This window comes from Enterococcus sp. 9E7_DIV0242, from assembly GCF_002140975.2.
Taxonomy (GTDB): Bacteria; Bacillota; Bacilli; order Lactobacillales; family Enterococcaceae; genus Enterococcus_L; species Enterococcus_L clewellii.
In genome coordinates, this window is record NZ_CP147247.1 from 3,725,067 (window position 1) to 3,739,860 (window position 14,794).

The 14,794-nt window shown below is 40.7% G+C and carries 12 protein-coding genes; all 12 read left to right on the plus strand.

Features of this window, described 5'->3' with window-relative positions:
- Positions 1–604 precede the first annotated feature (604 nt).
- Positions 605–1,720, plus strand: coding sequence for a site-specific integrase (locus A5888_RS17475; RefSeq protein WP_339101753.1), 1,116 nt, complete (start codon positions 605–607; stop codon positions 1,718–1,720).
- 328 nt (positions 1,721–2,048) lie between these two features.
- Positions 2,049–2,732 carry a DNA-binding response regulator gene (locus A5888_RS17480; RefSeq protein ID WP_339101754.1) on the plus strand — a complete coding sequence of 228 codons (684 nt, stop codon included), beginning with the start codon at positions 2,049–2,051 and terminating at the stop codon, positions 2,730–2,732.
- A gap of 206 nt (positions 2,733–2,938) precedes the next feature.
- The gene (locus tag A5888_RS17485) at positions 2,939–6,286 is read left to right on the plus strand and encodes a WxL domain-containing protein (RefSeq protein WP_339101755.1); all 3,348 of its coding nucleotides are present in this window, start codon (positions 2,939–2,941) and stop codon (positions 6,284–6,286) included.
- A 17-nt stretch (positions 6,287–6,303) separates the two neighbouring features.
- Positions 6,304–6,699 carry an LPXTG cell wall anchor domain-containing protein gene (locus A5888_RS17490; RefSeq protein ID WP_086350803.1) on the plus strand — a complete coding sequence of 132 codons (396 nt, stop codon included), beginning with the start codon at positions 6,304–6,306 and terminating at the stop codon, positions 6,697–6,699.
- Entirely contained in the window at positions 6,696–7,493 is a 798-nt protein-coding gene (locus tag A5888_RS17495; RefSeq protein WP_086350802.1) for a WxL domain-containing protein, read from the plus strand. The genes A5888_RS17490 and A5888_RS17495 overlap by 4 nt, the downstream gene beginning before the upstream one ends.
- Before the next feature lie 46 nt (positions 7,494–7,539).
- Entirely contained in the window at positions 7,540–8,286 is a 747-nt protein-coding gene (locus A5888_RS17500) for a WxL domain-containing protein (protein WP_086350801.1), read from the plus strand.
- A 90-nt stretch (positions 8,287–8,376) separates the two neighbouring features.
- Positions 8,377–9,462: a DUF916 and DUF3324 domain-containing protein gene (locus tag A5888_RS17505; RefSeq protein WP_086350800.1), complete on the plus strand. Its 1,086-nt coding sequence runs from the start codon at positions 8,377–8,379 to the stop codon at positions 9,460–9,462.
- A 24-nt stretch (positions 9,463–9,486) separates the two neighbouring features.
- Positions 9,487–10,152 (plus strand): hypothetical protein, encoded by a 666-nt coding sequence (locus A5888_RS17510; protein WP_086350799.1) that lies wholly within the window; start codon positions 9,487–9,489, stop codon positions 10,150–10,152.
- 16 nt (positions 10,153–10,168) lie between these two features.
- On the plus strand, positions 10,169–10,414 hold the full coding sequence (locus tag A5888_RS17515; RefSeq protein WP_339101756.1) for a hypothetical protein: 246 nt from the start codon (positions 10,169–10,171) through the stop codon (positions 10,412–10,414).
- A gap of 29 nt (positions 10,415–10,443) precedes the next feature.
- Entirely contained in the window at positions 10,444–10,926 is a 483-nt protein-coding gene (lepB, locus tag A5888_RS17520; RefSeq protein ID WP_422389726.1) for a signal peptidase I, read from the plus strand.
- Positions 10,927–10,951: 25 nt separating this feature from the next.
- Complete coding sequence (gene lepB / locus A5888_RS17525) at positions 10,952–11,572, plus strand: signal peptidase I (RefSeq protein WP_086350797.1); 621 nt, start codon at positions 10,952–10,954, stop codon at positions 11,570–11,572.
- A 50-nt stretch (positions 11,573–11,622) separates the two neighbouring features.
- Entirely contained in the window at positions 11,623–14,553 is a 2,931-nt protein-coding gene (locus A5888_RS17530) for a YfhO family protein (protein ID WP_339101757.1), read from the plus strand.
- Positions 14,554–14,794: the final 241 nt, after the last annotated feature.

Below are 14,794 nucleotides of genomic sequence, written 5' to 3' on the forward strand. Positions count from 1 at the left end.
ATATCTAAGCAAATCAATTTTAACAAATCAGTATCTAGCCATCTTATTTATATGTTTGGAAATACGGGATATAAATTTCTTTGACTAGAAGATTCAGAATGAGTTAGTACAAATGACTTTCGATTGACCACCTGAGCGTGTTAGAAAATGAAAAAAAGAACTGCAATTGTTTAAGTAACAAACATTTGCAGTTCCTTTTATGTTGATAGTCAATATTGCAAAAAAAAAGAAACATATTGCAATGGTCTCACATTTCATAAGTCAGATGAAATATAATGAAAATATGAAAAAGAGATACATTCACATTTGTTTTTGAAAATATCGATTTCGCAAAAGTACTAGTTTTGAGAAATTATTTCTTTTGTGTCTTTAATTTTAATTAAATATTAAACTCATTTAAAATTCTAACTGAAAAAACAGGAATAGTCTATAGAGAATTCAGTGTTTTTTTATCACTTTTTTCTCTTATTGATCGAAAAAATGAGAAAAAAACGGGGGAAGCGGATAAAAAAAGACTAAAAATCATTTTTTTCTAACATTTGTTTACTACATCAAATCAGCCGTCGGGATAGCCGTCAAATATTTACGTTAGGAAGTGGTCAACTTGGCAAAAAAAGGTGAAAACATTTACAAGAGAAAAGATGGACGTTATGAAGGACGTTACATCAAAAATCGCTCAGAGAATGGGAAAATTATTTTTGGTTATGTTTATGACAGAAAATACAGTGTAGTAAAGAAAAAGCTCAACTTATTAAAATCACAGCACAACCATTTGGATCGAATACACCGAACATTTCAAGGCAACCTTGCCGATTGGCTACATTATTGGCTCGAATATACGGTAAAGAGAAGTGTCAAGCCCTCGACTCATACGGTTTATCTAGGACGAGTGAAAAAACATATTATCCCCTTTCTGGGCAATAAGAAAATGACGAAGCTTGATACTAGAGACATTAATGAATTTGTTCAACATCTACAGTTTCAACGCTTAGCAGCTACAACGATTCGAGGGATCATCACGGTTTTGAAATATGCGTTGAGTCAAGCGTGTAAAGAGAACTATTTGATGATCAATCCTTGCGAGAATGTTACGCTGCCCAAAGCAACAACAACAAGCATTGATGCGTTATCTATTGAACAGCAAAAGATATTGGAAGAATACGCGTTACAAGATACAGAATGCTCACCGGTTATTCTTTCCTTATACACTGGGATGCGGATTGGTGAAATAAGCGGTCTGAAATGGTCTGATATCGATTTTGAAAACAACGTGATCCATGTCCGACGAACACTACTTCGAATCAGTTGTGAAGGAGAAAAAGCCCGAACAACATTGATTCTCGGTTCACCTAAAACAGATAGCTCTAAGCGAAGTATTCCTCTAGCTGAGAATTTGAAGGACTATCTATTAGAAAATAAGAAGAATGCGACATCTACTTTTGTTATTTCCTGCAAAAACAGTTTTGCGGAGCCGCGTGTCATTAACTACCGCTTCAAGAAAATTACTGAAAAGTCTGGTTTATCCATCCATTTCCACGCATTGAGACATACCTTTGCGACTCGCTGTGTAGAGAAGGGGGTCGATATTGCTTCATTAAGTAAGCTCTTAGGACATGCGTCTATCAAGATGACGTTAGATACGTATACCGACTCTTTATGGGAAAATCGACAAACAGCCATTTCTGTTATTGATGCTGATCTGAATATCGGGAGTTTATAAGAAAAGTTTCGTGATTTATTCACGGAACTTTTTTTATTGAAAACTACCGAAAGTTTATCTGCTAATCAATACCAAACAGCCGTCAGTCCAACCGTCAACCTATTTTTCCATCTGTTATTTATCCCACTTTCTGAAGCCATTTCTCAAAACTAGTACTTTTGCGAAAAAAACTGATAGAAAACAATGTATGAGCGTGATTATGACAGAGAAAGTGTAAGTCTCGATAATAATTATAGCAGATGTTCTCAAAATTTAGTTTTAAAAGGCATTCGAAATTGAGGGAATATTTGAAAAAATGAATGTAATTTTACATAAGGAGGAGAATGAGATGTATAACCTTGGTTTTGTATCGAATGGAGAACATTCCAATTATGAATACATAGAGGTACTGAAAAGAAAGCCGATTTTCAACATAAAGGATATTTCTTCAGAACAAGCAATTGAAAGCAGTGAGAGTTTAGATGCTTTGCTGATTCAAAGTGGCTCTGCAGCAGATGTAGGGAATATTTGCGAACTTTTAATTGAAATAAGGAAACGGACAAATGCGTTGATTTGGATACTTTCGGAGGAACTTCCAAACACAACGAGAATCATTTTTCTTCAATTAGGAGCAGATGGTATTGTGACTAATCAAATTGAACCGGATGAGTATTTATTGATTTTAAGGAATGGATTGAAGCGGTATGGACTTTCAGAAGAAGTGGAGGAAAGAATGACCGATTTCAAATTAGTTCCGAATAATCTAAGTGTTGTAATTGAAGGGAATCAGGAGATTAGTTTGACGAGGCTAGAGTTTAAAACAATCGAATTACTCTATGAAAAAAAATCAGAAGCCATTCCGTACCAAGCAATTTATCAACAAGTGTGGGATAACGATGGGGATGATGTGAAGAACTCCAATTACCGTGTAGCAAATCTAATTTTCCATTTGCGAAAAAAATTGGAAAAAAATCCACTTGAGCCAAAGTATATCAAGACGGTACGTTCAAAAGGTTACCTATTAAGTGTTTAGTCTCTATTGCATAGAGAAAAGAGTCATGGCGACTTCTATTATAAAGAAGTGACAGTGACGATTAAACTGTATTTCATTTTCCTGCAAAAGATATATCTTAGTATGACCAAACACAATATGGAAGTCTGAGTTTATCCGTTTGTAGAATTTGAGATAAATCGTCTGACAAACAGTCGGACATCATTTTGGAGGAAAGGAGGAGAAAAATGAAAATTAGAAATAAGGTCTCTATTTTTTTTGCAGTTGCCCTTTCATTAGCACTTGTGTTTTTCTTCAACTCTGGAAGTAGTATTAGGGCAAATGAAGATGTGGGTGAATCTAGTACGAACGAAAGCAGCGTAGTAGAAAACGTTCAAAGTTTTGATCCTTCATCAGCATTGACTAAGTTACCACAGACAGAAGAAAGTTTACGTAGCCAAGAAGAAATAACTAATGATGAGTTAGATGGTCTTATGTCTGGAACTGCTTATCAATCCAGCACACCTCGTGCTACCGGAGAAATTTCCGGAAGTATGACACTTGCTCAGCATAAAGCCGAATATGAAGCGAGTTATCGAGCAGCGAGTGATGCTTATCATGCGGCTCATGGTTTTGATCCTGAAAGCGGTAAGGTGGTAACAGTAGATACTTATACTTCTACTACCTCTTCAGCTAATAGTTGGGGATATGGTTTTGTTCAAGCCTATTCAGATGAAACTGTGACTAAAATCATCATGTTAAATGATATCAGTTCACCTACTAGTGGTACTGGTGTGTTTCATAGACGAGCGACATCAATAGAAATTGATGGTGGCGGGTACAAATTGCTTCTCTATAGAAAAAGCTTGGGGATAGCAACGCCGGCAGCAGGAACTTATCCAGTCTTTCATTTACACGATATGGTTGCTGCAACAGAAACAAATTACAATTCAACAGAAGGCGCAGGTTATTGGTCGTTTATTAATGGAGACACATCTACAACGACGGACTTAAGGTCTGATAACTGGTACTTCCGATTTGGTAATGTTTCTACTGACTTTGACCAATCTAAATATAACGGGCTAAATACAAGATATACCAATGTAGGTGGTCGATTTGCTAGAGCAAATTCGGCTGAGGTAACGATGTATGGTTACAATGTATTGGTAACAGGTAGTGAAAACTTCTATCTAGGAAGCATGATCGTTGAAGACAACACAGTTTGGAAAGGCACGAATGATCGTACCAACTATTCAGTTTGTTGGCATGTAGAAAGACAAAGTGATGGTTCAACAGGAATAAATGGTGAATTTACAATTGGTAAAAATGCTTTCGTCTATTTGAGAAATACAACGACTTATACTTCCTATCCAGCCGTCTATGCCCATTATTCTACTATAACTGTAGGAGAGGGTTCGTATTACAATGCAAGTATGCAAGGAAGAGCACTTTCTAATTATGCAGCGTTGAATGGAACGAATAGATACGCACAAAAGAAGTTTGTTGCGAAAGAAGGTTCCCACATTAATTTGTTGTCCAGAGGATCTGGTCCTGTTGTTAGATTGACTGAAACGACCAATGGAACAACAGCAAATATGGAATTTTTATCAGAACAAAATTCTGAGGTCTTTATCTATGGTAACACTTCAGATGGAGTCATCCAAATGAATGGTAGTGGAGCCAAATTTGAAATAGTCAGTCCAAAGCAATTTGAGATTCGAAATAGTTTAGCTTCGACAAGCGGAACTTCTGCTCGATTTTTGACTATCACAGCTGGAAATACCTTTGGAATTTATAATAGTGATATAAATTTGTGGAGAAATGCAACGGCTGTTTCAGCAACCTCTGATTATACTTATGAGAAGGTTAGTTATCTTACAGGAACTGGAACAACATTTATGTCTTCAAATAATGACCTTCAAAGTATTTTTGTGCATAATGGCTTCCGAAGAATCAACGGCTTGAATGTGGCACCAGAAGTTGTATGGGATCCTGTAACGGATGCGCAAAAGACCTATCAAGCTAGGGTAAGAATTGGTAATTTACCGACTGGAGTGTTTGATAATGATGGTGTACCAATTATGGAAGAAGTGTTTGCGCAAACTGGACAGGCTTTGATTACATTTACAGATACACGAGGCAATGTTCGAGCAAATATTCCAATAGATGGAAATAAGTATGCAAAATACACCGATACAGAGTTTCAAATTGCACCTTTAGAGATGAAAGCAACTGCAACAAGAGGAGAAACGTGGGTCAGTGAGGAAACCCCAGAAACTGTTATTGATGTCACGCCTCCGGAACCAGCAACACTTATGGATGAGAAAATTACAAATGCGACGAAACAGCTTTCAGCTGAAAATCTTGAAGTAGGAGCTAATGTTCTCATTTCGATAAATGGTGGAAGTTTGATAGGGGTTGGAACGGTTGGTAGTGATGGTAAATGGCTTTATAATTTGCCAGGCTACCTGAATGCTGGTGATACTGTGACTATCTATTTAGAAGATAATGCGGGAGATAATCCAACGACTATCACTCCACCTAGCACAAACAGTGCGGTGGGAAGTAATACCATCGGGAATATAAATCCATATCCTAGTGCGGTGTCTTATATTGATGCAACATTCCAACCAGCAAAAATGTATACGGTCGTTGACGTTATCCCAGATAATCCAAAGTTAACAAAATCAGTTATATCTAGTGCTGGTAGCACAACTTCGGTTGGAGATGTCCTGACATATACTTTAATTGGTAAAAATGATAAGGCAGGTTCAGAAGATTGGGCAGATGTTGTCTTAGAAGATACTTTACCAGTCGGGATGGATTTCAACCCTGCTAATCACGGTATCACAATTAAGACAACGGATGCTTCTGGAAATGAAACAGACATTGCTTTGACAGATGATTTGTTTGATTACAATGAAGCAACACGTATATTGACAGTTAAGATTGGTAATGTACCAGCGTTGAACGGATTTGTCGTAACTTTCAAAACAACAGTGAATAAAGATAAAATTGGTCAAGATTTACTGAATACAGCAGAAGCGAAAGGTTATTCACCGCAAGAGGATGCTGATCCATTTATACCAGGACCAATTAATCCCGATGGACCGTTCAAATCGATTAATGTAATCATTGATAGTCCGGTTGGCGTGCCCGGCGGAGAAATACATGGTGTTCTAGAGCTGATTTCAGCACCAAGTGTTATTGACTTCAAGAAGCACACGGTCGCAACGAATGATACACGGGTGGAAGAGCCGGAGTTAGATATGCCTCTGACCGTTTCTGACAATCGGGGCAATCTGACGAGTTGGACATTGACAGCGACCCTCACGAAGGAAATGGCCAATACGGGTGATACGACGAAAATCCTACGTGAAGCAATCAAATTCAATGATGGTACATCAGAAGAAGCGTTGGATGGTGAGGCAACGCTCATCAAGACCCACACGCATTCGGATGTCGGAGAATATGTCGTCAGTAATGAGTGGCGTTCCGGAGGAACGGGACTTAAGCTGGAAGTACCAGCTGGGTCTGTAAAAAAACTTGGACAATATCAGGCAGAAATCACTTGGCATTTAGGTGATACGCCTTAAACCTGGGGAGGAGAAACATGAAAAATAACATCGTTCATCTGATTCGACTCTCCATGCTCCTGTTGCTGACTGTCGCAGGAACAGCTGGTGTTCCAACTAGCTTTGCGGCAGAGAACGGTGGAGCAGTCCAAACCAATGGAGTCATTCAGTTTTATGAAGAAACAAGTAGTAGTTCGACGACACCGAGCAGTTCAACAAGCAGCTCTACGGTGGCGAGTACCTCTTCGTCAACACCCATTACGGTACCTTCCTCTTCCGAAGCACCCGTCACAAAGCCTACCGGGAAATATCCCTCTACAGGGGAATTGGTGAAGACAAGCTTGGCAGTGAGTGGTTCTGCACTGGTTGTCCTAGTGGTTCTGTTCTTCTTCTGGAAGCGTAAGAAGGATGCGAAGGAGGAGGGGAACGGATGAAATTGAGCATATTTTCAGTGAGTCTGCTTGCTCTCCTGTCTTTCGGAGTGATTCATTCCGGAACGACCGCTTATGCAGACCCTAATGTGACAAACAATGGTGTCGTAGAATTTGAAGGTGGCTACGGCAAGGATGTACAGGACCCGGAAAAACCGGGAAATGTCGTTGATCCTGGCCCAAGTCCCAGTACCGATGGTCCGTTGCGGATTGAATTTGTTCCTCAACTAGGCTTTGGTCAAAACAAGATCACGAAGGGCGACCGACTCTATGAAGCGAATGCTCAACTGTTCTTTGGCGATACAGGTCCTAGAGGAAACTTTATTCAGGTTTCCGATTATCGGGGAACCCGCGGTGGTTGGACCCTTCAGGTCCGTCAAACGGCACAGTTTGAAAACCCGAACACATTGAACAACCAGTTAAAGGGTGCAGTGATTTCCTTTGATAAATCCTGGGTCAATTCGACATGGGATCTATCAAAAGCCCCAAGTGTGTCTAAGGATATTATTCAACTCGATAATATCGGAGACACCTATACCTTGGCAGAAGCGGCCCAAGGTAAGGGAGAAGGAACGTGGTTGATCGAGTTTGGTGCCTCAGAAGAGAACACCAACGGTCAAGCCAATACCTTAAGTCCAAGTCTGACACCTAGCGGTGAACAGATTGTCGACCCGGCATTTGAAAATAAGCCTGTTTACAAGAACAGCGCTGTTACGTTGTCTATACCGGAGGCAACAAAAATCGACCCGGTACCTTACACCACGGTGTTAACTTGGATTCTATCCGAGTTGCCATAAATGCAACAAACAAACTACACACACATATCTTAGGAGGAAAACACACATGAAAAACACACACAAATTATGCGGCGCTGCCCTATTAGCAGTAATTGGATTCGCAGTAGCAGCACCAAGCGCAACACAAGCAGATACTTCAGTAAAAGGTGACGGTATCGTGGAATTCGAGAAAGGTACAACAAAACCAGTTACACCACCGGATACTGATGGACCAGTATTGCCTTACCCACCGGCAAACCCAGATCCATCGGATCTGAAAATCGTTGCAGTAACACCTTTGGACTTCGAAAAACATGCGATTCTAGCGGACGGAAGCAGCCAGGATTACGATGTTAAGGCATTCAATGATGCAAACTTTGGCGACATGGAAAACTTTGTAGAATTCATTGATAACCGTGTTGACGGCACAGACAACACATACAAAATCGAAGCCGAAATGACACAACAGTTCACACAAGGAAGCAGCGTATTAACTGGTTCTACACTCACGTATAAAAACGTTCGTGTAGCAACAAATGGTACGGATGGTGAGAATGCATTGGCTCCATTAGGTGTAGAAGCTACTCCAGACGCTCTTGAGCTTAACCAAAAAGTGCTATTCCTGAACCATACAGATGCAACTTCAGGCAGAGGATTCGGACAATACAAACTAGCTTTTGGTAAACGTGATATTGCTGCAGATGCAGAAGGTTCAGCACAAAAATCAGTTACTTTAACTGTACCAGGAACTGTAGCTAAAAAAGTAGGCGTATACAAAGCTGAAATCACTTGGTCAATCACTGCTGCGCCATAGATCGCAGAGTAAACAGAAATGATAGTAAAGTAATGAGTTCCCCCCGATTTTATCGGGGGCTCATTTCTGATTGAAGGAAGGGAAATTATTTTGAACAAAAAATGGTCAGTTTTTATTTGTTTTTTATACATATTTTCAGTACTAGGCATTACAATGACCGCTCATGGAGAAGAGAAATCAGAAGTTCTTAGCGGTGGTGGCTTCAGCTTTGAAGTGGTTCAGCCAGAGAATCAACGAGATAAAAATAAGGGCTACTTTGATTTACGGATGACTCCAGGGCAACAACAAACTGTCCAAATCAAATTGGTCAATCCGACAAACATAGAAACAACAGTGAGTGTCAAATTGAATGGGGCGAAAACCAACAAAAATGGGGTGATCGAATATGGACCAAGTACCATTGAAAATGATGCTTCGTTGATCTCCCCATTTGAAAATTTGGTCAAGGGACCGGATGAGGTCAAGATTCCGGCCAATAGCGAGACAACTCTGGATTTGGAAATCACTATGCCGACAGAAGCGTATGATGGGGTGATCACTGGTGGGATCGAGCTGCAGAACTTAAGTTCTGATGCGGAAGAAAATCAAACTGGAGCAGTTATCAATAAATATGCCTATTTGATTGGTATGGTTTTATCAGAAACCGATACAGAAGTGAAACCGGATATGGCATTAAACAAGGTCTATCCAGAGCTAAGCAATTACCGCAACTCGATTTTTGTCAACTTTTCCAATACACAGGCGGCCATTGTTGATGATATGACAATTGATGCGCAGATCAGTAAAAAGGGCTCAGATGAAGTTCTTTATGACACAAAGTCTGCTTCGATGCGTATGGCACCTAACTCAATGATTGATTTTCCAATTTCGATGCAAGGTGAGCGTATGATTGCCGGTGATTATACAGCCAAAATCGTGGTAACGACTGAAGCGGATCGATGGGAATGGACTGAGGAGTTTAAAATCACCGACGAGGATGCCGATAAGTTCAATGGAGAAGACCTAAATCTGCTGCAAGAACAAGGGGTTGATTGGAAGCTGATCGCTATGATCGTGGGCGGAGTCTTTCTTTTAGTCGTTATCGTATTTGTGCTGATTCGTCGATTTAGCAGTAACGGTAAGAAAAAGAAAAAGGGGAACAAAAAACAGTCAAAGAAGAAATCAGGGAAAAATTGAGAGATGAATGTGGAGGATAGATAGATGAGTGTATTGGATTGGCTATTTATAGGGTTACTGTCAAGTGCTATCCTCTTTCTGTTGTTTATGGTATTAACTGTGATAGGTACGTTTTTGACTGGGCGCAGTCTAAAGCAGTTGAAGAAAAAGAGAGTCAGGAATAAAAAAAAGCGGAAGAAGTTGAAACGTACGATCCGACAGTTGCAGGATAAACGAAAACGGCAATGGGGTAACGTCTTTCTCTTACTGATTCTTACACTCGGTCTTGGCGGTGGGGCATTTTATGCCCGCTACTATCAGGGTACGACGTTAAATGAGAGAGATTCCGATGGCATCGTTCAAGGGTACTATTTAGTAGAGGAAATCTCTGGTCAGCTGGAGAGTATTGACAGTGCAGAAAGCGCAACGAAGGTCATCAGTAACATCAAGGAACTGTCTGGTCGTTTGGCCAGTTATGGGTCGCGAAGAGCCAGTGCCCGATTGACGCTGGAGAACCAGCGCTTGTTAAACAAGCAATACACCTATATGAAAGAGTTGGGCATCAATATCAATGGCCAAGCAGAGTCCTTTTTAGACGATGAAGAGAAGCTGACAAGTTTCAAAGAGGATTTGAAACGAACGCAAGACCATCAACAGAAGGTCCTAAAGCAGTTTAAGATTGATGAAAATTCATTGAAGAAAAATGGATAGAAACTAGGGATCACCTATGGGCGAAAAGAAGAAACAGACACGGAAAAAATCAGAAACTTTAGAAGCGATAGGGCATCCAAATGTCGCATCAAAAAAGGCAATACGAAAAAGGCAAAAGAAGCGAACGGTTCATCGAAAAACAAATACGAAGCGAAAAACTATAGCCAAAAATAATGTGAATCAGCTAACGAAAGCTGTAAAACAGAAACGAAAACGACGACCTAAGCAAAAAAAGCAGGTCAAAAAATTCTGTTTCAATTAGGAATCAGTTTACTTCTGACCGCTGGTCTGGTGTATCTGATTTCCCTATTTACTTTTACTATCCAGCAAATGGAAGGGTACATGATGGCGCCAACAGTCGCTGATGGAGAGATCCTATTTGTCAATAAGCGCCGAGCAATTCGTCGCTTTGATCTGGTGCTTATCAAGGATGAAGGAGACAGCTCTCTTTCGGTGCGACGTGTGATTGGCTTACCTACAGAGCGGCTTTTCTACAAAAATGACGAGCTATTTGTCAATGATATCTATCAGGTGGAGCGCTTCTTAGAGAAGAAACTATATGAGAGCCATCAAATGGGGATGATCCTTACACCAGATTTCACCTTGTCTCAAGTGATCGGAGAAACGGTGATTCCGAAGGAAGAATACTTTGTGATGGGGGATAATAGGACGTATGCACAGGACAGTCGGGACTATGGGACGGTGAAGAAAACACAAATCATTGGTGTGATTAAAATGAGGCTGTTTCCTTTTCATAAACTGAGCGGACTTTAGGTTCTTACTTATAAGGAGTAACGGAATGGAACAAAAAAATAATAGAAGAAAACGAAAAAAGGGTGCTGGAAACAGACCCTACAGAAAAAAGAGAAGCACGCAGAAACAGGCATCCAAAGAACCGCAGTCATGGCTGATCAATGGTCTACTGGTGATGTTTCTTGCTGGGATTCTCTTTTTTTTATTTGCGTTTCAAAAGCATACAGTTGATGGTGTTTCGATGGCCCCGACTTTGAAAGATGGAGATCGGATCATCATTCAGAGGACACAAGAGCTGCAACGCTATAATCTGATTACCTTTGAACCGAAGGATCAACCAGGAAAATCGTTTGTCAAGCGAGTCATCGGGTTGCCTGGAGATGCCATACGAGTAGGGGAGAACACGCTCTATCTGAACGGAGATCAGTCCTTCTCCCCAGATACGGATGATTTACCGGATGGAACGCTCAAAGTATCTATTGCTTACGAGGTTCAGTATGCATTGACTGGATTGACAGAAATTCCGGAAGATCACTATTTTGTCTTAGGAGATAATCGGATTCAATCAAATGACAGTCGGAGTTTTGGGCTGATTTCGAAGAAGCAAATCGAAGGAATCGTTGTTTTTCGTTACTTTCCGTTTGCTTCGATTGGATTGCTTCGTTAAATGAATACCCAATTACTTGTGAAGAGACATTGAAAGGGAAAGGAAGACATATGGATAAAAAAGGAAACACATTTATAAATGAAAAGGGACGATGGCTGTTTTTGGGGTTTGCCTTGCCAGTTGTCATTTTGATTCTTGCCTATGGTCTGATTGGGATTTATCCAGGCAGTGAAAAAAGCATCATGGCTAGTGATTCCTTCAGTCAGCTGAGCAATTTCTTTGCCAGCTATAATACCATGTTAAAGGGAGAGGAGAGTATCTTCTATACCTGGTATGCTTCATTTGGCTTGAACTACTGGTCATTTATTTCCTATTATTTAGGGGGGATTTTTACACCACTGGTGTATTTCTTTGATAACCAGCAGATGCCGGAATTTCTCTATTTCTTAACCTTGCTTAAATTCGGGTGTTCCGGTTTGGCGTTTTGTTATTACAGCTTGGAGACCTTCAAGCTGCCGAAATGGGGGCCTGTTGGGCTGAGTATTTCCTATAGTTTGATGGGGTTTACCTTGGCCTTTTCAGAGATGGTGATGTGGTTAGATACCTTCATTTATTTGCCATTGATCATTCTGGGGATTCATCGGGTACTGGAGAAACGAAAACCAGCACTGTTGTTTGTTAGTTATGTCTTGTTATTTATTTCCAATTTTTATCTGGCGTTCATGGCCGGGTTCTTTACGTTCCTTTATTTCTGTGCACGCGCACTATTGTTGCAAAAAGGGCAACGAAAACAGCCGATCGTTATGTATCTGACGACCTCCTTATTAGCAGGTGGGGCATCCATGGCGATGGTGTTGCCCGCCATTTTGGATTTGAAAAACAATGGGGAAGCGATGTCGAAGGTCCAAACGATCCTGACCGATGGCACCGGTCCATTGGACTTGATTGCCAAGAATTTCGTAGGGGTCTATGATACAACGATGTTTGGGGCAGTCCCTTTTGTATTTGTTGGGTTACTGTCTTTGATCCTCTGTCTGTATTTCTTTGTCAGTAGACAGACCACGAAACGAGAGAAGTTGGTTTATGGCGGTTTATTCGCTGTTCTGATTCTCAGCTTCTACTGGGAGCCGTTGAATCTGTTCTGGCATGGTCTGCACACGCCGAACATGTTTCCGTTTCGTTATAGCTTCGGCTTTTCTTTTCTAGTGATTGCTTTAGCAGGTTATGGCTGGGAGCGACTGGACAAACAGGGAATCGATCGGCTGTTGAATAATGTATTCATACTGGTCTTGTTGTTTACGGGTGTCAAATTAGTCGGTTCGTACAGTGGGTCCTACACTTATGTGACTATATTGTCCTTTGGGGTGACAGTGATCCTCTGCTTTGGCTATTTGGGTCTCTTGTTTTTACAGAAAAAGCGCTACACAAAATGGCTAGGCGTATTGTTTGTTCTTGTTATTAGTGTAGAGAGCGGGATCAATACGTACGGTATTTTTTCCGGCATTGAAGGCGAGTGGTCTTATCCGACAGTTGCGCTATATAACAGCTCTCATAAGGAGATCAAGAACTTGGTGGCGCAGACAAAGGCAGAAAATGAGTCCTTCTATCGTATGGAAACCTTAGATCCAGTGACAAAAAATGATAGCTTGGCTTATGGTTATAGTGGCGTGTCCATGTTTTCATCTATCCGAAATCGGCATTCATTGTCCTACTTACATGATTTAGGGTATCGTTCTTGGGACACAAATCTACAAATCAGTTATCTGAACAATACATTGTTAATGGATGTTATTTCAGGGATCAAATACAACCTGACCAAAGAAGACATGCATAAGTTTGGTTTTACTAAGAAAGCAGAAAGTGGCGAGTATGCGCTCTATGAAAATACGTATGCGATGCCCTTAGGTGTACTGACAGATGAGCAGGTCTATGAGGAAGGGAAAGTACAAAGCCAGACCTCTTTATTCAATCAACTGGCAAAGAAAGACTTTGACTACTACACTTTTATTGAGCCGGAGATGGTGGAACTGGACAATGTCGAGTTGGAAGAATCTGAAGGATTGGAGACCTATCGGGCGGAGGATGAAGAGAAACATTCAAAGAAAATCGTCACTTGGGAAGCTGTGATTCCGGCAGGAAAACAGGCCTATCTCAGCCTTTATCCCTATAACTACGAGGATCTGGAGACAGCGAATATTGAGCTGAAGGTTAATGGGACCAGTCAAAAGACTCGAATCAACATGACGGGTCAATACTACGATTTGGGAATGTACGAAGAAGAAACAACCATAGAATTTTCAGCGACTTTCACAGGTGGTACCGTATTCAGTTTTTTGACACCGGATATCGCTTTACTGGATATTGACTTGTTTGAAGAAGCGGCTACCACGATTCAAGAAAAGGGGGTTGCTTTCACTGTTTCTGGACGTACGGCAAAGGCTGAGGTGGTAACCGACGAAGAGCAAGTATTGTTTACTACAATCCCCTATGATCAAGGCTGGACAGTCTCCGTAGATGGAAAGCAAGTTGAGATACCTCGTTTTAAGGATGCCTTTTTGACTGTGACTATTCCTACAGGAACCCATACAGTTGCGTTTATCTATCTGCCACTTGGGTTAAAAACCGGTATACTACTAACGGTTAGTAGCCTTCTTCTTTTCAGCGGCTATCTGTTTGTCTTGAAGCGAAGAAGAAACGATCCATTTTATCAAGCATCGGTTGTTAGTGTAGGTGGCAATGGTCCGAAGCCAGCAAAAGAGGCTGAAAAAACTGATCCATCTGAATTTTCTAAATTGAAAGAAGCAAGCATTGAAGGCGAGAAGCCAGCGAAGGAACAATTTAGCAATTTTTCCGCTGAGTCGAACTCTAATAAATTTGTTCAAGAGAAAGACCCTTTTGATAATGATTCGTTGATGACTAGCTTTACTTTTAGTGATAGAGAGAATGAGTTTGGTTTTCAAATGGAAACGAAAACGGAAATAAAAGAAGAGTTACTGCTAGATGATCATGTAAATGAAGAACGGGATGAAGTCTCAGAATAACCGATTGGCTGAGCGAAAGCTTTTTTCGTTTATAAATAAATAGTTTTACAGTGCCGAGTATCGTTTGTTTAGACGATATTCGGTTTTACCATGGAGGCAGACAAAAAAGTTGGTTCTAGTCATGAGGTGAAACATTGAGATTGACGAATGGCTGATTGTTCGTTATCATTTTAGAAAATACTGTTTGGAGTTATGGATATTTCCTGCTATGAACCAGATTGTAGTTGAAAAGAGGTGAGGA

Coding starts and splice junctions, on each gene's coding strand:
- A5888_RS17480 (WP_339101754.1), top strand. CDS start 2,049: ATGTATAACCTTGGTTTTGTATCGAATGGAGAACATTCCAATTATGAA.
- A5888_RS17485 (WP_339101755.1), top strand. CDS start 2,939: ATGAAAATTAGAAATAAGGTCTCTATTTTTTTTGCAGTTGCCCTTTCA.
- A5888_RS17490 (WP_086350803.1), top strand. CDS start 6,304: ATGAAAAATAACATCGTTCATCTGATTCGACTCTCCATGCTCCTGTTG.
- A5888_RS17495 (WP_086350802.1), top strand. CDS start 6,696: ATGAAATTGAGCATATTTTCAGTGAGTCTGCTTGCTCTCCTGTCTTTC.
- A5888_RS17500 (WP_086350801.1), top strand. CDS start 7,540: ATGAAAAACACACACAAATTATGCGGCGCTGCCCTATTAGCAGTAATT.
- A5888_RS17510 (WP_086350799.1), top strand. CDS start 9,487: ATGAGTGTATTGGATTGGCTATTTATAGGGTTACTGTCAAGTGCTATC.
- A5888_RS17515 (WP_339101756.1), top strand. CDS start 10,169: ATGGGCGAAAAGAAGAAACAGACACGGAAAAAATCAGAAACTTTAGAA.
- lepB (WP_086350797.1), top strand. CDS start 10,952: ATGGAACAAAAAAATAATAGAAGAAAACGAAAAAAGGGTGCTGGAAAC.
- A5888_RS17530 (WP_339101757.1), top strand. CDS start 11,623: ATGGATAAAAAAGGAAACACATTTATAAATGAAAAGGGACGATGGCTG.